This window comes from Pseudoxanthomonas sp. (assembly GCF_002863005.1).
Taxonomy (GTDB): Bacteria; Pseudomonadota; Gammaproteobacteria; order Xanthomonadales; family Xanthomonadaceae; genus Pseudoxanthomonas_A.
The window spans coordinates 26,205-46,895 of sequence record NZ_PKDG01000037.1; the positions used below are offsets into that span (position 1 = coordinate 26,205).

General features: G+C 67.8%; 22 protein-coding genes. 4 read left to right on the forward strand and 18 right to left on the reverse strand.

Features of this window, described 5'->3' with window-relative positions; translation table 11 throughout:
- Window positions 1-9: 9 nt before the first annotated feature.
- The 10 genes from flgJ to CYU89_RS13835 form a co-directional block, all read right to left on the reverse strand.
- Window positions 10-1,065 (reverse strand): flagellar assembly peptidoglycan hydrolase FlgJ, encoded by a 1,056-nt coding sequence (flgJ, locus tag CYU89_RS13790; RefSeq protein ID WP_296281872.1) that lies wholly within the window; start codon window positions 1,063-1,065, stop codon window positions 10-12.
- Window positions 1,066-1,075: 10 nt separating this feature from the next.
- Window positions 1,076-2,257: a flagellar basal body P-ring protein FlgI gene (locus CYU89_RS13795; protein ID WP_296281838.1), complete on the reverse strand. Its 1,182-nt coding sequence runs from the start codon at window positions 2,255-2,257 to the stop codon at window positions 1,076-1,078.
- 8 nt (window positions 2,258-2,265) lie between these two features.
- Complete coding sequence (gene flgH, locus CYU89_RS13800) at window positions 2,266-2,952, reverse strand: flagellar basal body L-ring protein FlgH (protein WP_296281840.1); 687 nt, start codon at window positions 2,950-2,952, stop codon at window positions 2,266-2,268.
- Between the two features lie 34 nt (window positions 2,953-2,986).
- Complete coding sequence (gene flgG, locus CYU89_RS13805) at window positions 2,987-3,772, reverse strand: flagellar basal-body rod protein FlgG (protein ID WP_185896369.1); 786 nt, start codon at window positions 3,770-3,772, stop codon at window positions 2,987-2,989.
- A 936-nt stretch (window positions 3,773-4,708) separates the two neighbouring features.
- Window positions 4,709-5,461, reverse strand: coding sequence for a flagellar basal body rod protein FlgF (locus CYU89_RS13810; protein ID WP_296281848.1), 753 nt, complete (start codon window positions 5,459-5,461; stop codon window positions 4,709-4,711).
- Window positions 5,462-5,489: 28 nt separating this feature from the next.
- Window positions 5,490-6,710 (reverse strand): flagellar hook protein FlgE, encoded by a 1,221-nt coding sequence (gene flgE / locus CYU89_RS13815; RefSeq protein WP_296281850.1) that lies wholly within the window; start codon window positions 6,708-6,710, stop codon window positions 5,490-5,492.
- 34 nt (window positions 6,711-6,744) lie between these two features.
- Window positions 6,745-7,425, reverse strand: coding sequence for a flagellar hook capping FlgD N-terminal domain-containing protein (locus CYU89_RS13820; protein WP_296281852.1), 681 nt, complete (start codon window positions 7,423-7,425; stop codon window positions 6,745-6,747).
- A 26-nt stretch (window positions 7,426-7,451) separates the two neighbouring features.
- On the reverse strand, window positions 7,452-7,859 hold the full coding sequence (gene flgC, locus CYU89_RS13825) for a flagellar basal body rod protein FlgC (protein ID WP_296281855.1): 408 nt from the start codon (window positions 7,857-7,859) through the stop codon (window positions 7,452-7,454).
- An 11-nt stretch (window positions 7,860-7,870) separates the two neighbouring features.
- The gene (gene flgB / locus CYU89_RS13830; RefSeq protein ID WP_296281856.1) at window positions 7,871-8,257 is read right to left on the reverse strand and encodes a flagellar basal body rod protein FlgB; all 387 of its coding nucleotides are present in this window, start codon (window positions 8,255-8,257) and stop codon (window positions 7,871-7,873) included.
- Window positions 8,258-8,402: 145 nt separating this feature from the next.
- Window positions 8,403-9,356: a chemotaxis protein gene (locus CYU89_RS13835; RefSeq protein WP_296281858.1), complete on the reverse strand. Its 954-nt coding sequence runs from the start codon at window positions 9,354-9,356 to the stop codon at window positions 8,403-8,405.
- Window positions 9,357-9,672: 316 nt separating this feature from the next.
- Here CYU89_RS13835 and flgA point away from each other — a divergent pair, with 316 nt between their 5' ends.
- From flgA to CYU89_RS13855, 4 genes are all read left to right on the forward strand, one after another.
- Window positions 9,673-10,326: a flagellar basal body P-ring formation chaperone FlgA gene (gene flgA / locus CYU89_RS13840; RefSeq protein WP_296281860.1), complete on the forward strand. Its 654-nt coding sequence runs from the start codon at window positions 9,673-9,675 to the stop codon at window positions 10,324-10,326.
- Window positions 10,327-10,494: 168 nt separating this feature from the next.
- Window positions 10,495-10,803: a flagellar biosynthesis anti-sigma factor FlgM gene (gene flgM, locus CYU89_RS13845; RefSeq protein WP_296281862.1), complete on the forward strand. Its 309-nt coding sequence runs from the start codon at window positions 10,495-10,497 to the stop codon at window positions 10,801-10,803.
- A 5-nt stretch (window positions 10,804-10,808) separates the two neighbouring features.
- Window positions 10,809-11,153 (forward strand): flagellar protein FlgN, encoded by a 345-nt coding sequence (locus CYU89_RS13850; protein WP_296281863.1) that lies wholly within the window; start codon window positions 10,809-10,811, stop codon window positions 11,151-11,153.
- A 191-nt stretch (window positions 11,154-11,344) separates the two neighbouring features.
- On the forward strand, window positions 11,345-12,496 hold the full coding sequence (locus CYU89_RS13855) for an ATP-binding protein (RefSeq protein WP_296281874.1): 1,152 nt from the start codon (window positions 11,345-11,347) through the stop codon (window positions 12,494-12,496).
- A gap of 192 nt (window positions 12,497-12,688) precedes the next feature.
- On the opposite strand, the gene CYU89_RS13860 is transcribed toward CYU89_RS13855, so the two are convergent.
- The 8 genes from CYU89_RS13860 to CYU89_RS13895 all read right to left on the reverse strand — a co-directional run.
- Window positions 12,689-12,961, reverse strand: coding sequence for a GIY-YIG nuclease family protein (locus CYU89_RS13860; protein ID WP_296281864.1), 273 nt, complete (start codon window positions 12,959-12,961; stop codon window positions 12,689-12,691).
- Entirely contained in the window at window positions 12,948-14,594 is a 1,647-nt protein-coding gene (locus CYU89_RS13865; protein WP_296281875.1) for an EAL domain-containing protein, read from the reverse strand. Before CYU89_RS13865 ends, CYU89_RS13860 begins: the two co-directional genes overlap by 14 nt.
- Before the next feature lie 65 nt (window positions 14,595-14,659).
- The gene (locus CYU89_RS13870) at window positions 14,660-15,283 is read right to left on the reverse strand and encodes a histidine kinase (protein WP_296281865.1); all 624 of its coding nucleotides are present in this window, start codon (window positions 15,281-15,283) and stop codon (window positions 14,660-14,662) included.
- Between the two features lie 125 nt (window positions 15,284-15,408).
- Window positions 15,409-16,599: a methyl-accepting chemotaxis protein gene (locus CYU89_RS13875; RefSeq protein ID WP_296281866.1), complete on the reverse strand. Its 1,191-nt coding sequence runs from the start codon at window positions 16,597-16,599 to the stop codon at window positions 15,409-15,411.
- 232 nt (window positions 16,600-16,831) lie between these two features.
- Window positions 16,832-17,899, reverse strand: a complete 1,068-nt coding sequence (locus CYU89_RS13880; protein WP_296281867.1) for a chemotaxis response regulator protein-glutamate methylesterase — start codon at window positions 17,897-17,899, stop codon at window positions 16,832-16,834.
- The gene (gene cheD / locus CYU89_RS13885; protein WP_296281868.1) at window positions 17,899-18,501 is read right to left on the reverse strand and encodes a chemoreceptor glutamine deamidase CheD; all 603 of its coding nucleotides are present in this window, start codon (window positions 18,499-18,501) and stop codon (window positions 17,899-17,901) included. Before cheD ends, CYU89_RS13880 begins: the two co-directional genes overlap by 1 nt.
- Entirely contained in the window at window positions 18,498-19,409 is a 912-nt protein-coding gene (locus CYU89_RS13890) for a CheR family methyltransferase (RefSeq protein WP_296281869.1), read from the reverse strand. Before CYU89_RS13890 ends, cheD begins: the two co-directional genes overlap by 4 nt.
- A 99-nt stretch (window positions 19,410-19,508) precedes the next feature.
- Window positions 19,509-20,691: methyl-accepting chemotaxis protein (locus CYU89_RS13895; RefSeq protein ID WP_296281870.1), on the reverse strand; the 1,183-nt coding region annotated here is incomplete at its 5' end.

Genomic DNA, 20,691 nt, shown 5'->3' on the forward strand with positions numbered 1-20,691 from the left:
GCTCCGGGGTCAGCGCTTCAATGCGTTGCCGATGGCATTGCCGACGAATCCGCCGACCTTGCCGCCGACGCTGTCGCCGATGGCCGACAGCACTTTTCCGAGTGTCGGACCGTTGGCGATCGAGGCGATCTTGTTGGCATACGTCGGGTCGGTGGCGTAGCCGGCGCGCTGCAGGCCGCGGGCGAAGCCCGCAATGTCCTTGCCGGCCGCCAGTGCCTGCTGGTAGCGCGGATTGTTCTTGAGCAGTCGCACGTAGTCGGCGAAGCTTTCCGCGGGCGACGCGTACGCGCGGAAGTCCGCGGTCTCGCTGTGCTTCACGCCATTGCTGTATTCGTGCGTGGCGGTGCGGGCGCGCTCGCCCTTCCAGCCCGTCGCCTTGATGCCGAACAGATTGTGCGCGCTGTCGCCATCGCCGGTCTTGATCTGCCGCTTGCCCCAGCCGGTTTCCAGCGCGGCCTGGGCGACCAGCGCGCGCGGGTCGACGCCCAGCTCCTTCGCCGCCTGTTTGGCGTGGTCCCAGATCTCGGCGACGAAGCGCTCGGGCGTATTGCGCGCGTACTTCGACGGATCGGCCGACGCGACCTGTTCCACCTCATCGCAGGCGGCGTCAGGACGGACGGTGATGGTGTCCAGCGTGATCGTGCCAGGCATGCCGGGGTCGTGGCGCACGGCGTTGCTGCCGATGCCGCGGCCTGCGATGGCGTCCAACATGGAATCGGCTTCGTTGCCCGGCAGCAGGCGCTTGTACGCGGACAGCGCCGTGGTGGCGGGAACCGCGGGCGTGGTGCTGTCGGTCGCGCCCAGCTGCCGCGCGATCATCGGCGCCAGGCCCAAACCGCGCCCTTCGCTCATTGCCTTGGCGATCTGCTGGTCGTACATGTCGCGGAATATCTGGTTTTCGCCGGGAAACAGCGAATCACCGAAGCCGGCCTCGCGCATGCACTTGATCATCATCTGCGCGAACTGGCCTTCCAGCTTTCTCGCGACATCGTGGATGCGCGCGTTGTCCGGCTTGCCGCCGGCATCAGCCAGCGACAGGGAAGGATTCAGCGTTCCGATGGGCATGCTGGCCATGTCAGATCACCTCGAGCTCCGCGCGCAAGGCGCCGGCCTGCTTCAGGGCTTCCAGGATCGCGATCAGGTCGCCGGGTGCGGCACCGACTTCGTTGACCGCGCGGACGATCTCGTCCAGCGAGGTGCCGCCTTCGAACTTGAACATGCGGTTGCCCTCCTGGCTGACGGACACGCTGGACTGCGGGGTCACCACGGTGGTGCCACCCCGGGAGAATTCGTTCGGCTGGCTGACGTTCGCCGATTCGGTGATCGTCACCGTCAGCGAACCGTGCGTGACCGCCGCCGGCATCACCTGCACCTGCGCGCCGATCACCACGGTGCCGGTGCGCGCGTTGACGATGACCTTCGCCGGCGCGCTGCCGGGAGTGAGCTCCAGGTTTTCGATCTGGGCGAGGAAATTCACCCGGCGCGAGATGTCGGCGGGTGCGCGCACCGCGACCGTGACCGCATCCAGCGCGTAGGCATTGCCGGCGCCGAAGTTCTGCTCCAGCGCCGCGACCATGCGCGATACCGTGGTGAAGTCGGCGCGGTGCAGGTTCAGCGTGATGGTGCCTTCGCCACTGTCCAGTGCATTGGGGATCGCACGCTCGACGGTGGCGCCATTCGGAATGCGACCCACGCTGGGCACGTTGACCGACACGCGCGAGCCATCCTTGCCCTGCGCACCAAAGCCGCCGACCACCAGGTTGCCCTGGGCGATCGCATAGACCTCGCCATCGGCGCCGCGCAACGGCGCCATCAGCAGGCTGCCGCCGCGCAGCGACGTGGCGTTGCCGATCGATGACACGGTGATGTCGATCGGCTGGCCCGGCTTGGCGAAGGCGGGCAGCTCGGCGTGAATGGCCACGGCCGCCACGTTCTTCAGCTGTGGATTGACGTTGGGCGGAATGTTGACGCCCAGCTCGCCGAGCATGTTCTTCAGGCTCTGCACGGTGAAGGGCGCCTGGCTGGTGCGGTCGCCACTGCCATCCAGGCCCACTACCAGGCCGTAGCCGACCAGCGGGTTGCTGCGCACGCCGCCGACCTGGGCCAGGTCCTTGATGCGCTCGGCACGCGCAGCGGGCGCCAGGCAGATCAGCACCAGGCCGATCCAGGCCAGCAGCCCCAGCAGCGTGTAGGTGTCGATGCGGCGCGACTTCTTCGCGGGTGCCGGTGCAGCGCGGTTGGCTTCGTTGGCGTCCATCACGGTGCTCAGTTCGGGAAGATCGGGGAGTTGAAGAACCGGCCCAGCCAGCCCATCGAGTTGGACTGCGCGATCGCGCCGCGGCCGCCGTAGGCGATGCGCGCGTCGGCGACCTTGCCGGAGGAGATCGTGTTGTCCGGATTGATGTCGGCGGGGCGGACGATGCCCTGGATCTGCACCAGCTCGTCGCCCTGGTTCAGGCGCATGTTCTTCTGGCCCTGCACCACCAGGTTGCCGTTGGGCAGGCGCTGGATCACGGTGACCGTCACGCTGCCCTGCAGCTTGTTGCTCTGCGCGCTGTTGCCGGCGCCGCTGAAGCCGCGGTCGCCATTGACCGAAGCGCTCAGGATGTCGCGGCCGTTGTACGTGACCGGCGCACCGGCGATGTTCGGGGCCGCGATGGCGATTTCGCTCTGCTTGTCCACCGAGGTGGTGGCCGACGTCTGCGCGGTGGTGTTCTCCACCAGGTTGATCGTCAGCAGGTCGCCGACGTCGCGCGCGCGGCGGTCGGCGTACAGGTTCAGTCCGGGGCCGGCGCGGTAGATGGAACCCGCGGTCGCCGGCGCCTGCGCAGCGACGATCGGCTGGATGGGCTGCATCGGTGCGTACGGGCGCACGTCGCCGTAGTAGCGTGCACAGCCCGGCAGCAGCATGAGCGCGCAGGCGAGGGTGGTGGCGGACGTGGTGCGCTTCATGGCGTGTCTCGTGGCGTGACGATGGAGTGAGGCGTCAGACGTTGTTGTTGAGGTAGCCGAGCATCGAGTCGGTGGTGGAGATGGCCTTGGCGTTCATCTCGTAGGCGCGCTGGGTCTCGATCATGCTCACCAGCTCTTCCACCACGTTGACGTTGGAGCCTTCCAGCGAACCCTGCACCAGGCTGCCCAGCCCGTTGAGGCCGGGCGTGCCGTTCTGCGCGGGGCCGGAGGCGGTGGTCTCGACGTAGAGGTTCTCGCCCTTGGCCTGCAGGCCCGACGGATTGACGAAATCGGTCAGCGTCAGCGAGCCGATCTCCAGCGCCTGCGCTTGGCCCGCCATGGTCACGCTGACGGTGCCGTCGTTGCCGATGGTCATCGACTGCGCGCCTTCCGGCACCTGGATGCCAGGTTGCACCGGATAGCCGCTGTTGGTGACCAGTTCGCCCTGCGCGTTGATCTGGAACGAACCGTCGCGCGTGTAGGCCGGCGAGCCATCGGGCAGCAGCACTTCGAAGAAGCCGCGGCCGTTCACCATCACGTCCAGAGAGCGGCCGGTCTGTTGCGGGTTGCCCTGCTGGAAGTCCTTGGACGTCGACACCACGCGCACGCCGGTACCGAGTTGCAGGCCGGAGGGCAGCTGGGTCTGCGACGAGGTGGAGCCGCCGGGCTGGCGGACCTGCTGGTACAGGAGGTCCTCGAAACTGGCGCGGTCGCGCTTGAAGCCGGTGGTGTTGGTGTTCGCCAGGTTGTTGGAGACCACGGACATGCGCGTCTGTTGCGCATCCAGTCCGGTCTTGGCGACCCAGAGGGCCTGGTTCATGGCGTGGTTCCTCGCGGAGTGGAAGGGGTGGAAACGCGCGGTGCGGTTCCTCGCTTCCTCTCAAGCAAGTCCTGTGCCGGAATGGGTGTCGTGGTTCTGGCACTGGGATTGGCGCCGAAATGGGGCGGAGGTTCCGGTCGCGGCGTAGGCGTGGCGGAAAACCGGCGGGGCCTGGCGTTAGCCCCTCTCCCTGCGGGAGAGGGGTTGGGGTGAGGGGCAACGAAGCCGGTCTCCCCCGGCTATCAGCGACTTTTCCACATCCTCCGTTCACTCGAAACGCACAATCATGATGAACGTGTTGAGTGCGTCTTTCGTAGGCGGGGCTTTGGGTCAGGCATGGCGCCGCTCGCCGCGGAGGCCCTACTTTTCTTTGCTTGTGCAAAGAAAAGTAGGCAAAAGAAACACACCCCGGCGGTCCGCCCGCCGCTGCGCGGCGGGTTCGCAGTCGCGGCAGGAATTTTCGGACGGGGCATCCTGCCCCGGCCGAAAACGCCGCACATCCATGTGCGGCGCCCCTGCGGGGTTTTACCCGCCGCGACTGCCGGACCTCAGGGGCCCCAGAGTTGCGCCTGACAGATCGAAGCTCGCCCCGTGCTTTTGGCTTTGCCGTTGCTCCCGCTCCCAGGCCCCCATGAGGCACGGCGAGTGGGTCGGGTAAAACCCGAAGGGCGCCGTCATGGATGACGGCGTTTTCGTATGGCACATGGATGTGCCATACGAAAATTCCCGGACCGCTCGCGGACCCGGAGCGAAGCGCAGGGCGTGCCGCCTGGGGTGTGTTTCTTTGATTCTTTCTTTGCACAAGCAAAGAAAGAATGCCTCCGCGGCGAGCGGCACCATGCTTGAGGCTAGTGAACGCATCCAATGAACGCATCCAACGAACGAACGTCGTGCGCTCAAATACCATGGACGCATCGCGCTCATGGTGCTTGTTGATCAACCACCCAACCGCAGCAGCTGATTCGACGACTGCGCCATCTCGTCGCCCGTGCGGATGACCTTCACTTGCATCTCGAACTGCCGCTGCAACTGGATCATCTGCACCAGCGCACCGGCCGCATCCACGTTACTGCCTTCCAGCACGCCCATCGTCAGGCTGTTGCCATTGGCCACCGGCAACGCCGGCGCCTGCGGATCCGAGGGGCGCATCAGGCCATCGCCGCCCCGGGCGAGCTGCGACTGGGTGGCTTCCACGATGCGCATGCGACCGACGATGGCCATCGTCTGCGGGCCTTCGCCCTGCGGGATGATCGACACCGTGCCGTCCGCACCGATGTCGATCGACTGGGCGGGCGGCACCGCGATCGGATTGCCATTGTCGTCCAGCACGGCGCGGCCGCCGGCGGTGACCAGCTGACCGTTCGGTGTGACGCTCAGCTCGCCGTTGCGCGTGTACGCCGTGCCACCATCGGCGGCTTGCACGGCCATCCAGCGGTTCGGTTGCAGCGAGATGTCGAGCGAACGGCCGGTGACCATCTGCGATCCGGTGCGCCCGTCGAACCCGGGATCGATCAGCACGGCATCGACGCGCGAGGGGAAACCCTGGCCCTGGATCTTGAAGGCTTCCGTGCCGGCGAGCGCCGCCTTGAAACCCTTCGTGTCCACGTTGGCGAGGTTGTGCGACACCGTGCCCTGCGCCTGCAGCGAAGCGCGGGCGCCGGTCATCGCGACGTAGAGTGCCTTGTCCATGCGTCAGCCTCCGTCGGCCGTGCCGCCATCAACGGATGTTGATGACGGTCTGGGTGATCTGGTCCTGCGTGGACAGCATCTGCGAGTTCGCCTGGAAGTTGCGCTGCGCCACGATCATGTTGACCAGTTGCTCGGTCAGGTCCACGGTCGAGGCCTCCAGCGCGCCCGAGGCGACCTGGCCGAAGTCCGACGTGCCCGGTGCGCCGATGCGCGGTTCACCGGATGCGAAGCTGTGCGTCCACGTGTTGTTGCCCTGCGAGACCAGGCCCTGCGGATTGGTGAAATTGGCCAGGCCTACCTGGCCGATGGCGCGGTCCACACCGTTGGAATAGCGCGCATACACCACGCCTTCCGGCGAGACGCTGAATTCGTTGAGTTTGCCGGTGGCGTAGCCGTCCTGGTTCTGGATGCGCTTGGCGAACTGTTCGCCGTACTGCGTGGTGCCGCTGATGTTCATCGTCATGTTGAGCACGCCGGCGCCGGTGCTGGGCGTGAACGGTGCCAGCGTCACCAGGCCGTTGGCCGGCGCGGTCAGCGTGCCGTTGTTGTCGAACTGCACCGTGGTCGGTGCGCCCATCGAGGCGCCGTCCACATAGGTGTGCATCTGCCACTCGTTGGGGTTGGCCGTCTTCACGTAGTACACGGCCTGCTGGTGGGCCACGCCGAGCGAGTCGTACACCGTCACCGAGGTGGTCTCGTTGTAGCTGGCGCTGTCGGTGGGCGAGAACGGCGCGATCGTCGGCTGCGCCGCATTGCCGGGCAGGGTCACGCCCAGGTCCACGTTGGTGGTCGGCGAGGGCGCACTATCGGTGGTCAGCAGCTGCAGGTCGACCAGGTTGCCGGTATCGAAGCCGACGCCGTCGGCGCGCGGCGGGAACACCTGCAGGCGGTAACCGTCGGGCGTAGTGACGAAGCCATTCGCGTCGCGCTGGAAGTTGCCGGCGCGGGTATACACGTTGGTGCCGTTGTTGCTGACGGTGAAGAAGCCTTCGCGGTCGATCGCCAGGTCCAGGTAGCGGCCGGTCTGGTTGATGTCGCCCTGCGAGAACTGCTGGGCCACGTTGGTCACCCGAACGCCCGCGCCGATGCCGTTCTGCAGCAGGCCGTAACCGGTGGTGGAGAACACCTCGGCGAACTCCGCGCGCGACTCCTTGAAGCCGCTGGTGTTGACGTTGGCGATGTTGTGCGAGGTGACGTTGAGGTCGGCATTGGCCGCCCTCATGCCGGACAGCGAGCTGTTGAAAGCCATGGAAGACTCCTTGCTGGATGCGGTGGGAGTGAGGTCAGGACGCCGACTTGCCGATGCGCAGCACGTAGTCGAGCGGGGCGGTGCCCAGGCCGGGCAGGTTGAGGTACAGGCCGTCGGAGCCGATGGTCACGCTTTCCACGGTGGCGTCGACGTAGGTATTGAGCGCGGTGCCGGTGCCATCGCTGCCGGTATGCGTGGCCTTGATGGAGTACGCGCCGGCCGCCGCGCGTTCGCCGTTGGCCTTGACGCCATCCCAGACGAAGGCGGTTTCGCCCTTGCCGGTGGATTCGACGTCGATGGTGTCCACGACCACGCCACTGGCATCGGTGATCTCGAACGTCACCTTGCCCGCACCCGGGGACATGACCAGGCCCGTGGCATTGCCGGTGGCAGGCAGTGCCACCGAACTGGACGGCACCACGACGGAATGGCCGACCAGCGCCGCGCCCTTCAGCACCTGGTCGCCGGTCAACGCAGAGGAGAAACCGCCGACGGTGGTGTTCAGTTCGCTGATGCCCTGCACGGTCGAGAACTGCGCCAGCTGCGCGACGAATTCGCTGTTGGACAGCGGCTTCAGCGGGTCCTGATGGCTCAGCTGCTCGGTCATCAGGCGCATGAAATCGGCCTGGCCCAGCGTGTCGGCCTTCTTGGTGGTCGCCACACCCGAGGAGGCGGTATTGATGGCGGCGAACGGATCGCCATTGATGGTGGTCATGTGCGTGGTCGCTCGGTGGCGGGGCGTCAGCGGCCCATGGTCAGGGTGGCCAGGGCGAGTTCCTTGGCCGTGTTCAGCACTTCCACGCCGGCCTGGTAGCCGCGCGACGCCGAGATGAGGTTGACCATCTGCGAGACCGGATCCACATCGGGCGCGTAGACGTAGCCGTCGCCGTCGGCCATCGGGTGGCCGGGCTCATAGCGCTTGATCGGTGGCGCATCGCTCTGGCTGATCTCCTTCACCTGCACCGACGTAAGCGAGCCGTCGCCGCGCAGCGGGCGCGCCTGGAACACGGGCTCGATGGGCTTGTAGACCGCATCCGCGGAAGAGGCGATGGAATCGGCGTTGGACAGGTTGCTGGCGATCGTGTTCAGGCGCACGGACTGAGCCTGCAGCGCGGAACCGGCGACGTCGAAGATGGGCAGGTTGCTCATGGCATGCCTCCTTACTGGCCGGTGATCGCGGTGAGCATGGTGCGCACCTTGGATTCGATGAAGCTCAGCGAGGCTCGATACTCCAGCGCCGCGCGGCCATAGGCGGCGCGCTCGGTGTCGGCATCGACGGTGTTGCCGTCCAGGCTGGGCTGCACGCCATCGCGTTCGAACATGCGCGGGGTGGCGTCCTGCAGGGTGAGGTGCAGTTCGTTGGTGGTCCGCAAGGGCGCGGCCCTGGCGGCGGCGTTCTCCAGGGCAGCCTGGAAGTCGAGGTCCTTCGCCTTGTAGTTCGGCGTGTCGGCGTTGGACAGGTTGCTGGCGATCAGCTGCATGCGCTGCTCACGCAGCGGCAGTGCCGCCGCATGGACACCGAGGTAGTTGGAGATGGGATTGGACATGGCACCGCTCCGGCAGACCGTTGCCGGGGCAGCTGCAAGGCGTGTGCCAGAACGTGCTCTTCCTTCGCCCCGCGCGGCGGGGAGAAGGTGCCCGAAGCGCCTGCCCGTACTCGGTACGGGGGCGGATGAGGGCGCTTTACGCCGCTTACGCCGCCATTTGCGCTGCCGCCACCTGGTTCAGCCGGAACAGCACATGCTCGGCCAGCTCGTGCGGGCTGTACTTCGCCACGAAGGCGTTTGCGCCCACGCGTTCGACCATGGCGTTGTTGAACACGCCCGACAGGGACGTGTGCAGCAGCACGTAGAGGCCGGCCAGGCCCGCATGGCGCCGGATTTCCGTCGTCAGCGTGTAGCCGTCCATCGCAGGCATCTCGATGTCGGAAATGACCATGGCGTAGCGTTCGGCCGGGTTCTCGCCGGCGGCGTGCACCTGCAAGAGGTGGTCCAGCGCCTGGCGCCCGTCGGACAGCAGGGTGGCAGTGACGCCCAACTGCTCCAGTACGCTGCGGATCTGCGAGCGCGCGACACGCGAGTCGTCGACCACCAGCACCTGCATCGGCGGGGCACCGGCGGGCAGGGCCATTTCCGGCGCCAGCGTGGCATCCATGCGCGACTGGCAGATGTCCGCCAGCACGCTTTCCACGTCGATCACCTGGATCAATTCGCCCTGGAAACGCGTCACCGCGGTCAGGAAGCTGTTTTCCGCGCCCAGTTCCGGCGGCGGATGGATGTCTTCCACCGCGATGTTGACGATGCGCTCCACGCCGCTGACCAGGAATCCCTGGATGGACCGGTTGAACTCGGTGACCACCAGGTAGTTGGGCGCGTTCTCGGGATTGGGGTCCCGCTCGGGGTGGCGGATGCTCAGGCCCAGGTCCAGCACGGGGACGGAACGGCCGCGCACGTCGGCCACGCCCACGAATTCGGTGGGCAGTCCAGGCAGCTGGAACAGGGGCGGGCGGCGCAGGACTTCCTGCACCTTGAAGACGTTGACGCCAAAAAGCTGACGCCCGCCCAGGCGGAACAGCAGCAATGCGAGGCGGTTGTGGCCGGCCAGGCGGGTGCGCTGGTCGATGCGGTTGAGCAGGTCCTGGGTCATGGACAACTTATCGGCAGGCTCGAGGACCGCTTGAGCCGCGGTGCGCTTTCCTTCGCCCCGCCTGCGGGGAGAAGGTGCCCGCAGGGCGGATGAGGGGCCGGGCGCGGAGCCTGGTCGGGCACCGATGCGTCGTCATCTCCGTTCGCCCCTCACCCGCCTGCGGCACCCTCTCCCCGCTGCGCAGGGAGAGGGGATACGTTCCGGCCCCCGTTTTTGTTCGTGGATTCTTTCTCCCCTCGGCACGGAGAGGTAGCGCATCTCACCACTTGGCACATCACTTGCACCTTCCCCGCCGATGAACCGACGGAACCCGCCCATGCTGCTGCGCCTGACCACCGCCCTGATCGGCGGTCTGACCGCCTGCGCCGTGCTGGCCGCGGACTTCCAGCCGGTGGACAGCATCAAGGCCGCCGCCCTCGGCGCCTTGCCTGCCGGCAGTGAGGCCGAGGCCACGCTCGATCCCGCCTTGCGCCTGCCGCGCTGTGGCGCAGCGCTGGTCGCACGTATCCAGGGCAGCAACAGCGTGGAAGTCAGTTGCCCGCAGGATGCCGGCTGGCGCCTGTTCGTGCCCGTGCGCGTGCGCCGCAGCCAGACCGTGCTGGTGCTGGCGCGTGGCGTGGCGCCAGGCGAGACCATCACCGCCGATGCCTTCGTCGCCGAGCGCCGCGATGCTTCCCGCGTCGTCGGGTCGGCTGTCGCCGATCCGACGCAGGCGGTGGGCCGGGTCGCGCGACGCATGCTTTCTGCCGGGGCGGTGCTGGCGTCGACCGACTTGGTCGCGCAGCGCCTGGTCCGGCGCGGCGACAATGTGGCGCTGGTGTCCCGGCGCGGGGGCGTGGAAGTCCGCGTCGCCGGCAAGGCATTGGCCGATGCAGGCGAGAACGAGCGGGTAACCGTCGAAAACCTGTCCTCGCGCCGCGTGGTGCAGGGTGTGGTCGGGCCGGGCGGCGACGTCTGGGTGAGTCGATGAAAATAATTCGCGATCGGCCCTCAAGATGTCCCTCGGGGTGCCGATACCGACGCTGGGTGGAAGGACATCGGGCAGAAAACGGGCCTTCCTCGGAATTGTGCGATCCGTCACTAAAGTCGACCGGGTGGCGGCCGATAACTCCTTTGAACCCTGTTACAGGTGACTGACATGAACCAGAAAATCGAAGGCACTCCCCCTGCCGCCATCCGCAGCACAGGCCCCTTGGGTGGCCGTGTCGCCCCGGCGGGCGCCGACCGTTCCAGCCCCGTGGAAGCCAGCGCGGCAGGCGACAGCCTGCGCCTGACTGGCGAGGCCACCAGCCTGCAGGCCATGCAGCGCGAACTGTCCACCGCCCCGGCGATCAACGAGGCACGCGTGCAGGCCGTGCGCGAAGCGCTGCAGGCCGGCACGTACAAGATCAACGCCGAGGCCATCGCCGACGGCATGCTCGGCCTGGAAGACCAGCTGGGCGGCTGAGCACCATGACGCACGCCCCCCTCCAGCGACTGTCCGCGGCCCTGGAAGAGGAGCGCCGCGCCATCGTCGAGCACGACGTGGAAGCGCTCGTGCGCTGCACCCAGGACAAGCTGGACGCGCTGCGGGCGCTGGAAGGCGCCGCCGCCGGCTACGGCTTCCCGGACGAACTGCGCCAGCGCCTGGCCGAACTCGCCGACATGAACCACGCCAACGGCATCCTGCTGGCGCGTCGGCGTCGCGAAGTGAACTGGGCGCTGCGCCACCTCGGCCGCACTGAAAGCCACGGCGCCTACGACGCCCAGGGCCAGACATCGACGAACGCCGCCCCGCGTCCGATCGCGGTGGCCTGAGCCCGGTGCCGGATCCGCAAACTGCGACACCGCACCTTGCCGCTCCTGCGGCCGCGCCGGATACTGGCGCCCCATCATCGCCGCCACCCGATCCATCCGTGGCCACAGACCCGCTGACGAATCCGCCTTCCGGCGCCTGCACCGTGGACGACATCCCGTCCTTCGCCGATCTCAAGGCGCTGGCCGAACTGATGGACGATGGCTACCTGCTGTGCCGTGGCGATGCGCGTCCGTTGCACGCCAATGCAGCCGCCCGCGCGCTGGTGAACGATGAAGGCGACGTGCTGGCCGCGCTGTCCCGCCTGTTGCCCGCCGACGCGATCCGCATCGCGCGCGAGACCGGGCGCTGGAATGCCGACCTCACGCTCGACGACGGCCTGGTGCTGCAGGTGCGCGCGTACTTCCACGACAGTCCCGGCGGCGGCCACTGCATGGTCGTGTTCCACGACGTGAGCGAGGCGCATGCGCGCCAGCAGGAACTGCAGCGTCGCCACGCACAGCTCCGGCAGACGCTGGTGCGGCTGGCCGGTGCGCAGGAGCAGCTGGTCCAGTCGGAGAAGATGGCCTCCATCGGCCAACTCGCGGCCGGCGTTGCGCACGAGATCAACAACCCGATCGGTTACGTGCACTCGAACCTCGGCTCGCTGCAGGAATACCTGCACAGCCTGTTCTCGCTGATCGAAGTCTACGAGCGCGCGCTGCGCCTGCCGGACCCGAAGACGATGCTGCCCGAGATCGAGGACCTGCGTGCACGCGCCGACATCGACTTCATCACCGGCGACCTGCCGCAGCTGATGTCCGAGTCGCGCGAAGGCATCGAGCGCGTCACCGCGATCGTGCGCAACCTCAAGGATTTTTCGTACTCCGGGCGCGACGACAGCTGGAAGTCCGCCGACCTGCATGCCGGCCTCGATTCCACCATCAACATCATCTGGAACGAGCTGAAGTACAAGGTCACCCTGGAAAAGCAGTACGGCAAGCTGCCGCTGGTGCAGTGCCGCCCCTCCGAGTTGAACCAGGTGTTCATGAACATCCTGCTCAACGCCAGCCATGCCATCGACGAACGCGGCACGATCACCGTGGCCACCGGGGTGGAGGGCGACGAGGTGTGGATCGAGATCCAGGACAGCGGACACGGCATCCCCGACGAGATCCTGCAGCGCATCTTCGACCCGTTCTTCACCACCAAGCCGGTCGGCAGCGGCACCGGGCTGGGCCTGTCGATTTCCTACGGGATCGTGAAGAAGCACAACGGGCGCATCGAAGCGCGCAACGTGCCGGGCGCCGGCGCCTGCTTCCGCATCGTGCTGCCGATCCGGCAGCCGAGTCTCGACGCGGCGTGACGTCTGTTCCCTTCTCCCCGCTCGGCGGGGAGAAGGTGCCCGAAGGGCGGATGAGGGGCGGGCGCGGCGCAGGATCCCGCGAGAAACTGCATCGCGAACGTTGTCCGTAGAGGACATCCACACGACCCATTTCCGTTCGCCCCTCACCCGCCTCCGGCACCCTCTCCCCGCTTCGCAGGGAGAGGGGGTGTGTCAGGACTCGAAGAACGCCAGCTTCTTCGCCCGCGGCAACCGTTTGAGGTGCGCTTCCGCACGCGACGCCGCACTGCGGTCGGGATACGCGCGACTGGCCAGCAGCTGCACGGGAGGATTCGCACGCGTGTACTTCGCGCCGGTCCCGGCGACATGCGCGGCGTAGCGTGCGTCGAGGCGGTTGGTGATGCCGGCGTAATACGCGCCGCTGCGACACTCGAGCAGGTACACGCACCAGCGACCCGGCGCGTCGTCGGCGTCAGGCGTGCGCACGATGGTGCGGCTGGTTCTCGTGCGTGGTGAATGCCTGGCGGATGTGTTCGCGCAGGTCGTCGTCGTTCCACGGCTTGGTCAGGAAACGGTAGATCTCGCCGCGGTTGATCGCCTCGGTGACGGTCGCCAGGTCGGTGTAGCCGGACAGCACCAGCCGGATCGTGTCCGGGTAGAGCACGCGCACGCGGCCGAGGAACTCGGTGCCGCTCATGTCCGACATGCGCTGGTCGGACAGGATGACCTGCACGTCGTTGGTGGCCAGCAGCTCGAACGCGTCGGTGACGTTGCTGGCGGCCAGGATGCGGTAGCCATCGCGGCGGAACAGGCGCACCAGCGAGCGCAGGATGTTCTCTTCGTCGTCGAGCAGCAGCAGGGTGCGGTCGGGCTTGGTGGCGGCGAAGGCATCGGCGCGCAGGTAGCGGCGGCGCAGCACCGCGCCGGCATCCTCGGCCGACATCGGCTCGCCGAACAGGTGGCCCTGGAACATGTCGCACTGGTTCCTGCGCAGGAAGCCCAGCTGCGTATCGGTTTCCACGCCGTGCGCGATGACTTTCATGCCCAGCTGGTGGCCCATCGCGATGATGGCGCAGGTGATGGCGACCTCGCGGTTGCCCGAGGGCACGCCCTTCACGAAGTTGCGGTCGATCTTGATCTTGTCCACCGAAAAGCGGACCAGCGAATCCAGGTTCGAGTCGCCCATGCCGAAGTCGTCCAGCGTCAGTCGCACGCCTTCGCGGTGCAACTGCGCCAGCGTGCGGTGGACCAGGTTCATGTCCTTGGCGAGCGCATTCTGGCGCACCTCCAGGACCACCATCTGCGGCGGGATGCCGGCCTCCTGCATGGCCTCCAGGACTTCGGGCACGAAGCTGGGGCGCAGCAGTTGCAGCGTGGACACGTTGACCGCGATCTCGAAGTCGTCGAAGCCCCAGTCGCGCCAGACGCGCGCCTGCTTGAAGGCATTGCGCAGCACCCAGTCCCCGATCTGGACGATGACGCCCAGCTTTTCGGCCACGTGCATGAAGCGCTCGGGCACCAGCAGGCCCAGGGCCGGCGAGTACCAGCGCAGCAGCGTCTCCATGCCGACCACGCGTCCGTCGTGGGCATTGATCTGCGGCTGGTAGAACAGGCGCAGTTCGTTGTGGTGGATGGCATTGACGATCTGCCGCGCGATGATGCTGTCGCTGCGTGCGGTGATCGCCGCGCCGCGCCGGTACAGGCGCACCAGGTTCATGCCTTCGTGCTTGGCCTGTTCCATCGCGCTCTCGGCGCATTGCAGCAGGCCAGACGGCGTGTCGGCATGTTCGGGACACAAGGCGACGCCCAGCGTGCCGGTCAGGAACAGCGTGTACGGCAGCACCGTCATCGGCAGCTCGATCTGCTCGCGCAGCAGCTCGCCGAAGCGTTCGGGCGGCAGGGTGCCGGGCGAGCGAGGCACGGCCACGATGAACTCGTCGCTGCCATGGCGCCAGGCGCGCGCCTCGGTCCCCAAGGCCTGCTGCAGGCGGTCGCTGAGGATCGCCAGGGCTTCGTCGCCGACTTCCACGCCCATGTTCTCGTTGATCGAGCGGAAGTGGTCGATGTCGACGTACAGCAGCATCAACGGCGTGCCGTCGTGGGTGGCGGCCTCGACCATGCGCAGCAGGTCGGGTTCGCCGGCACCCAGGCGCGGCAGGCGGGGCAGGTGGGCGTGCTCGGAGTTCACGCGGGATCGGCGGATGTGGCGGGCAGGGGCCCATAGGGTAGGCGAAGTCGCCATGGCGCGTCCGGGACGACGACCAGTTCGCCCCCCGCCGCGTTCGCCAGCGCCTGCAGCAGCGGCCGCGCATCCACATCGGCCTGGACCTGCATGTCCACGGTGAAGCCGCCGCGGGGATCGGGATCGCCGTCGAGCGCGAGGACGATGCGGCCGCCCGCGTGGGCCACTTCCCGGGCGATGGTCTGGACGATGCGGAACGCGACCAGGGCACGGTCGGCGGCGGGTGCGTGGGGCAAGGACGCGAGCGTCACCGTGCTGCCGGGGAACAGGCGTTCGTACTCGGCCCGCAATGCGGCGTCGAGCCCGATCGAATCGAGTTGCGGCGGATGCAGCGTGGCATGCAGGTCGCGAACGATGGCGACCGCCTCATCGCTTGCGCGGATGATCTCGCGCAGGTCCTCCTGGCGGATCTCCGCGTCATCCTCCGACTGCACCAGGTGCGCTCCCATGCGGATCGCCGACAACGCCTGGCCGACCTGGTCGTGCAGGGCGCGCCCGACCCGGTGGCGGTCGGCTTCCTGCAGGTGGAAGAGCTGCAACAGCAGGTCGTCGGGAGAAGGCGGCATGGGCGCGGCGCGGGCGGGAACGGCGGCAGTATGCCAGTCGTGCCGCCGTGGCATGGCGGAGCGGCCCTGAATGCAGCGGGGCGGCCATCGCTGGCCGCCCCGTGCGTGTCATCCGGTGGCGGGGGTCAGAACAGCTCGACCGTGCCCGCGCCCATGTTCTGCTGGGCCACCGGCTTGTGCGGGGGACGTTCCCATTCGGTTCGCTGGTCGCGCAGGCGGTTGCCGATCAGGCGCAGCGCGCTGAGCAGTTCGTTGTCCGTCGCGCCGCCGGTACGGTGCAGCAGTTCCTGCAGGGCCAGCGCTTCCTTGTTGATCGCGGTCAGGCGGTCCAGGTGGGTCTGCGCACTGCCCAGCGACTGCGTGGCGATGTCCTCGAATTGCAGCGAGCGGACGGCATCGGCGACGCTGGCGTCGATCGCGTGGCCGCACATCGAGACTTCGCGCATGCCGTCGCCCAGCGAGGCGTTGATCGCCGCGACCTGGTTGAGCATGCCGGCGGCTTCGGAGCGGGCTTCACGCGAGCGGTCCAGGTCGCGCGAGGCCATGTTCGACACGGTGTCGCGGACCTTGGCAATGGATTCCTTCGAGCTGTGCGCCAGCTTGCGGATCTGCTCGTTGAAGGCGGTGGAGCGCTCCGACAGGTTGCGCACCTCGTCGGCGACCACCGCGAAGCCACGACCGGCTTCGCCGGCGCGCGCGGCTTCGATGGCGGCGTTCAGTGCCAGCAGGTTGGTCTGGTCGGCGATCGACTTGACGTCTTCCAGCAGCGAGAAGATGCCATCCAGGTGTTGCGCCATGTCGTCGATGTGGTGCACCGTGGTGCCGCTCTGGCCGGCCACCTGTTCCAGCGCCTCGACCAGCTGTTCCATGCGCTGGCTGGCGTTCTGGGCGAAGCGCGCCACGTCCACGCCGGCACGGTCGCCGTCGCCGTTGCGGTCGATGATCCGGGAGATGGCCGCACTCTGTTCGCGCGACTTGCGGTTCATCGCGTCGAAGCTGCCGCCGAGGTTGCTGACCGCCTCGCGGATCAGCTCCCGTGCGCGGTCGATCTCGCTGCGCGAGCCTTCGATCTCGTTGTTCACGAAGCGGCGCAGTTCGGTCAGCAGCGCATCCTGTTCACGCACCACGCTGGCATGCTCAGGGGAGATCTGGTGCGAATTGACGGCCGTCAGCCAGGCGAAGATCAGCCAGGCCAGCGTCAGCGACGTCAGCAACGCCCACTGCACGGCGTTGGGCCAGTCGAAGCCGACCGACAGCGGGAACAGCAGGGTCAGGAGAAGGGGTGCCGCAAGACGAACCAGGATGCGCGAGTACATGGGTGCTCTCTGATGAAGCTCACTGATGAGTATCGGCCGTGGGGAACGGCTCTTTAGGCGGGAAATCGCGCGGTTTTGCTGTGGCGGGCGATCTGTGACCGCCATTGCCGCTTGTGCGACCGGCGGTTGTGGGAGCGACGTAAGTCGCGATGCTCTTCGTTCAGGCATCGCCGTCGCGTCATCGCGACTTACGTCGCTCCCACATCAGGCTCGCAGCGGCGATGCCGCACGCTCAGGCAATCGCCGCCGCCAGGTCGAGCAGGCGTTGGGCGATGCGTTCCAGCGGCAGCGCCTCCTTGGCCGCGCCCAGGCGCATCGCGGCTCCGGGCATGCCCCAGACCACGCTGGTGGCTTCGTCTTGCACCAGGGTCGGCGCACCGGCCTGGCTCATCTCCAGCAGGCCGCGGGCGCCGTCGTCGCCCATGCCGGTCAGGATGGCGCCGACCGCATTGCCCCCCGCGCTCTGCGCCACCGAGCGGAACAGTACGTCGACCGCCGGCTTGTGGCGGTTGACGGCGGGGCCGTCGTCGATGCGGGCGCGCCAGCGCGCACCGTCGCGGATGATCCGCATGTGCTGGCCGCCCGGGGGCAGATAGGCGTGGCCGGGCAGGATCGCTTCGCCGTCGCTGGCTTCGCGCACGGCCATCGCCGAATGGCGGTCAAGGCGTTCGGCGAAGGCGCGGCTGAAGCCCGCGGGGATGTGCTGGGTCAGCACGATCGCGGGCGCGTCGGCGGGCATCTGTTCCAGCACCGCGCGCAGCGCTTCGGTGCCGCCGGCGGAGGCGCCGATGGCGATCAGGCGGTCGGTGGTGCGGAAGCGCAATGCCGGCGGCGCCGGCAGTGCCGCATCGAGGTTCACGCGTGGCGCGCCGGTGCGGGCCAAGGGCCGTACGCGCGCCTTCGCCGCCGTCTTGACCTTGGCGATGATCTCGTCGGAATACGCCTGCAGTCCGCTGGCGACATCGAGCTTCGGCTTGGAAACGAAGTCCACCGCGCCCAGCGACAGCGCCTGCAGCGTGGTATCGGCGCCGCGCTCGGTCAGCGAGGAGATCATCACCACCGGCATGGGCCGCAGGCGCATGACGTTCTCCAAGAACGCCAGGCCGTCCATGCGCGGCATTTCCACGTCGAGCGTCATCACGTCGGGATTGAGCCGCTTGATCTTGTCGCGCGCCAGCAGCGGGTCCGCGGCGGAGCCGACGACCTCGATGCCGGGGTCGCGCGACAGGATTTCGGTCAGGATCTGGCGAACGACCGCCGAGTCGTCGACGATCAGCACGCGGCAAGGATTCGTACTCATCAGAACAGCTCCACGCCCCCGGTGACGGGCGCCCTGGACAGGCGCGCGCGCGCGGCGGATTCGGCGGCCAGCACTTCGGCATCGTGGGCGTGCGGCAGGCGCTGCACCACCGCGCGGCCGCTGTCGGCGAAGTACCAGACCTTGCGCGGATGGATGCCCCGCAGGTCTTCCGCCACCACCGGGATGCGCTCGGCATCGAGGTAACGGCGCACGAATTCGGCATTGCGGGTACCGACCGGGTTGCTGGTGAAGCCCTTCAGCACGTTGGCGCCCCCGAACACCTTGGCCTGCAGGCGGCTGCGCGCGGCGCCGCGCTTGAGCAGGTCGTTGATCAGCAGTTCCATCGCGTAGCTGCCATAGCGCGCGGGTGCGCCGTCGCCGACGTTGCCGTCCGGCAGCAGGAAATGGTTCATGCCGCCGAGTTTCAGCAGCGGATCGCGTATGCAGGCGGCCACGCACGAGCCCAGCACGGTGACCAGCGCGGTGTGATCGTTCACCACCAAGTACTGCGTGGGCAGCAGCTTGGCGGCATCGGTCTTGAAGCGGATGTCGTGGTAGCGCATCACGCTGCCATCGGCGAAGGCGGCCGCGGCGGCGCTCATGCGGCGGCCCCGGCGCGCCGGTACAGCGTGCGCCCGCAGGGCTGGATGATGTCCGCGGCGTGCAGGTAATTCTCCGAGTGCCCGGTGTACAGCATGCCGTCGTCGGCCAGGTGCGGCACGAGGCGGGTGAGGATGCTGCGCTGGGTCGGTTTGTCGAAGTAGATCATCACGTTGCGGCAGAACATCGCCACGAACGGGCCCGCCACGTCGTAGCGTGGCGCCAGCAGGTTGAGCGGACGGAAGTCGATCATCTGGCGCAACGCCGGGTGCACGCGGCACTTGCCCTCGTTGGGGCCGCTGCCGCGCTGAAAGTAGCGCCGCTTCAGCGCTTCGTCCAGGCCGGCGATGCGTTCGATCGGATAGACGCCGCGTTCGCCGGTGGCCAGCACCTGCGTGTCGACGTCGGTGGCCAGGATGCGTACCGGCGGCGTCAGCGTGCCGTAGGCCTGGCAGGCCGAAATGGCGATGGAGTAGGGCTCCTCACCGGTGGAGGCGGCGCAGGACCAGATCTTCAGCGCTCCGTCGTTGCGCCGCTTGGCGAGTTCTTCCTGCAGGCGCTCGAAATGGTGCGGTTCGCGGAAGAACGAGGTCAGGTTGGTGGTCAACGCATTGGTGAAGGCCTGCCACTCGTCGCCGCCGTCCCGTTCCAGCTGGTCCAGGTAGTCCTTGAAGCTGCGCAGGCCCAGCGCACGCAAGCGTCGCGAAAGGCGGCCGTAGACCATGTCGCGCTTGCCGTCGGCCAGGGCGATGCCTGCCCGTTGGCGGATCAGGTCGGCGACGCGGCGGAAGTCGCGGTCATCGAACTCGAAATCACGCGCGCCGGTCGCGGCGGCGTCGTCGCGAGGGGGCGGGGCGGAGGTCCGTCGGGTCGAGGTAGCCGGAGCAAGGGGGCGGGTACTGACGGACATGGAGGTCTCGCAAGAGCGGGGTACTGGCGGTCATGCCGCCGGGGTCCGTCCTGTGGACGGGCCCCCGGCGCGCGACCGGGACGATGCAAACCGCGTGCCTCAGAATTCCTGCCAGTCGTCACCGTCGGCAAGGGCGGGCTCCAGCACCGTCGAGGCGGTGCGGGCGACCGGCTTCGGCGTTGCGGCGGTCGGGGCGGCCGCGGCCTTGGCCGGCTTGGCGGCGGCCACGGGCGCGGAGTGGGCATGCAGCTTGAACACCGAGACGGACTCGCTGAGCGACTGCGCCTGCTCTTCCATGGAGCGCGCAGCGGCGGAGGCTTCCTCCACCAGCGCGGCGTTCTGCTGGGTGGTCTCGTCCATCTGGGTGATCGTCTGGTTGACCTGCTCGATGCCGGCCGACTGTTCCTGCGAGGCCGCGGAGATCTCGGCCATGATGTCGGTCACGCGCTGCACACTGGCGACGATCTCGCCCATCGTCGCGCCCGCCTGGTTCACCAGCTTGGAACCGTCGGCGACCTTGTCCACGGACGTCTCGATCAAACCCTTGATCTCCTTGGCCGCATTGGCCGAGCGCTGGGCGAGCGTGCGTACTTCGCTCGCCACGACGGCGAAACCGCGGCCCTGTTCGCCGGCACGCGCCGCTTCAACGGCGGCATTGAGCGCCAGGATGTTGGTCTGGAAGGCGATGCCGTCGATGACCGAGATGATGTCGGCGATCTTCTTCGAGGACTGCTCGATGTCGCGCATCGTGGTGACGACCTTGCCGACCACCTCGCCGCCCTGCGACGCGACGGACGCGGCGCCGATGGAGAGCTGGTTGGCCTGGCGGGCCGATTCCGCGTTCTGGCGCACGGTGGAGGTCAGTTCCTCCATGGACGCTGCGGTTTCCTCCAGGTTCGCCGCCTGCTGTTCGGTGCGACGCGACAGGTCCGCGTTGCCCGACGCGATTTCACCGGCGGCGGTGTTGATGGAGCCGGAGGCGTCCTGGATGCGGCCGACGATGTCGGTCAGCTGGGCGACGGTGGCATTCGCATCGTCGCGCATGGTGGCGAACACGCCGTGGAAATCGCCTTCCATGCGGGCGGTGAGGTCCCCGCGGGCGATGGCCTGCAGCAGTTCGGAAACTTCGGCCAGGTTGCCGTCGGTCGTTTCCATCAGCTGGTTCAGGCCGTCGATCATGTCGCGGAAGTCGTACTGGTACTTGTCCACGTCGCCGCGCTGGCTGAAGTCGCCGGACGAGGCCGCCATGGCCAGGCGCTTGATCTCGCCGTTGATGGCCGAG

Coding starts and splice junctions, on each gene's coding strand:
- CYU89_RS13820 (WP_296281852.1), bottom strand. CDS start 7,425: ATGACCACCATCAATGGCGATCCGTTCGCCGCCATCAATACCGCCTCC.
- CYU89_RS13865 (WP_296281875.1), bottom strand. CDS start 14,594: ATGGTCGAGGCCGCCACCCACGACGGCACGCCGTTGATGCTGCTGTAC.
- flgC (WP_296281855.1), bottom strand. CDS start 7,859: ATGAGCAACCTGCCCATCTTCGACGTCGCCGGTTCCGCGCTGCAGGCT.
- flgE (WP_296281850.1), bottom strand. CDS start 6,710: ATGGCTTTCAACAGCTCGCTGTCCGGCATGAGGGCGGCCAATGCCGAC.
- flgH (WP_296281840.1), bottom strand. CDS start 2,952: ATGAAGCGCACCACGTCCGCCACCACCCTCGCCTGCGCGCTCATGCTG.
- CYU89_RS13875 (WP_296281866.1), bottom strand. CDS start 16,599: ATGTACTCGCGCATCCTGGTTCGTCTTGCGGCACCCCTTCTCCTGACC.
- flgB (WP_296281856.1), bottom strand. CDS start 8,257: ATGTCCAATCCCATCTCCAACTACCTCGGTGTCCATGCGGCGGCACTG.
- CYU89_RS13880 (WP_296281867.1), bottom strand. CDS start 17,899: ATGAGTACGAATCCTTGCCGCGTGCTGATCGTCGACGACTCGGCGGTC.
- CYU89_RS13850 (WP_296281863.1), top strand. CDS start 10,809: ATGACGCACGCCCCCCTCCAGCGACTGTCCGCGGCCCTGGAAGAGGAG.
- flgA (WP_296281860.1), top strand. CDS start 9,673: ATGCTGCTGCGCCTGACCACCGCCCTGATCGGCGGTCTGACCGCCTGC.
- CYU89_RS13870 (WP_296281865.1), bottom strand. CDS start 15,283: ATGCCGCCTTCTCCCGACGACCTGCTGTTGCAGCTCTTCCACCTGCAG.
- flgG (WP_185896369.1), bottom strand. CDS start 3,772: ATGAACCAGGCCCTCTGGGTCGCCAAGACCGGACTGGATGCGCAACAG.
- flgM (WP_296281862.1), top strand. CDS start 10,495: ATGAACCAGAAAATCGAAGGCACTCCCCCTGCCGCCATCCGCAGCACA.
- CYU89_RS13855 (WP_296281874.1), top strand. CDS start 11,345: ATGGACGATGGCTACCTGCTGTGCCGTGGCGATGCGCGTCCGTTGCAC.
- CYU89_RS13835 (WP_296281858.1), bottom strand. CDS start 9,356: ATGACCCAGGACCTGCTCAACCGCATCGACCAGCGCACCCGCCTGGCC.
- flgJ (WP_296281872.1), bottom strand. CDS start 1,065: ATGCCCATCGGAACGCTGAATCCTTCCCTGTCGCTGGCTGATGCCGGC.
- cheD (WP_296281868.1), bottom strand. CDS start 18,501: ATGAGCGCCGCCGCGGCCGCCTTCGCCGATGGCAGCGTGATGCGCTAC.
- CYU89_RS13890 (WP_296281869.1), bottom strand. CDS start 19,409: ATGTCCGTCAGTACCCGCCCCCTTGCTCCGGCTACCTCGACCCGACGG.
- CYU89_RS13810 (WP_296281848.1), bottom strand. CDS start 5,461: ATGGACAAGGCACTCTACGTCGCGATGACCGGCGCCCGCGCTTCGCTG.
- CYU89_RS13795 (WP_296281838.1), bottom strand. CDS start 2,257: ATGGACGCCAACGAAGCCAACCGCGCTGCACCGGCACCCGCGAAGAAG.